Annotated in this window: 2 protein-coding genes; one reads left to right on the forward strand and one right to left on the reverse strand. The window is 71.1% G+C overall.

What is annotated here, in order from left to right; genetic code table 11:
• A partial coding sequence (locus AUL32_RS07115) for a copper homeostasis protein CutC (protein WP_280137568.1) occupies positions 1-374 on the forward strand: 374 nt, incomplete at its 5' end.
• On the opposite strand, the gene AUL32_RS07120 is transcribed toward AUL32_RS07115, so the two are convergent.
• The coding region (locus tag AUL32_RS07120; RefSeq protein ID WP_156421354.1) for a TOBE domain-containing protein at positions 371-767 on the reverse strand (397 nt) is incomplete at its 5' end. The genes AUL32_RS07115 and AUL32_RS07120 overlap by 4 nt on opposite strands.

A 767-nucleotide genomic window follows, 5' to 3' on the forward strand; every position in this document is an offset into this window, starting at 1 on the left:
GCACGACACTGCACCGCGCCTTCGACTTGGCCGGTCCCGATTTCGAAACGGCGCTGGAAGAGGCGATCGACCTCGGCTTCGAGCGCGTCCTGACCTCGGGCGGCGCGCGATCGGCGCCGGACGGCATCTCGGTTCTGGATCGCCTGTTCGAACGGGCGGGCGGGCGCATCGCGATCATGCCGGGCTCGGGCGTCACGCCCGCGACGCTGCCGGGTCTCCTCGGTCGGCTTCCGATCCAAGAGGTCCACGCCTCCTGCTCGGCCCCGGCCACGCTGCGCAGCCCCGCCGCCGAGCGGCTGGGCTTTGCCGGCGAGGGGGATCGGCGCACCGACGAGGCGACGGTGCGCGCGTTGAAGGCCGTGCTCCTCGCTTAGTTCAGCCGCGCCCCGCCATCGGCCGCGAAAAGGTGGAGATGGCCGGGCGCAAGGCGCATCGGCACGTGGTCGCCGGCCCGAAGCCGGCTGACACCGGGCACGAAGGCCTTCACCGAAACGCCTCCAAGATCGCAATGGACGATCGTGCCCATGCCGGTCGGCTCCACCAGCTCCACCGGGCAGTCGAGGCCGGAGCCTTCCGTGCTTTCGCCGATCAGCACGTGTTCGGGGCGCACGCCAAGGGTCAGCGGCGTGCCCTCCGGGGCCGAGACCGTGGCGGGCAAGGGCACGCGGCGTTTTTCGCCAAGATCGAGAAACACCTCGTCGCCCACGCGCCGCACGCGCCCTTCCAGGAAGTTCATGGCGGGCGAGCCGATGAAGCCGGCGACGAAA

Source organism: Aureimonas sp. AU40, assembly GCF_001463785.1.
Lineage (GTDB): Bacteria > Pseudomonadota > Alphaproteobacteria > Rhizobiales > Rhizobiaceae > Aureimonas.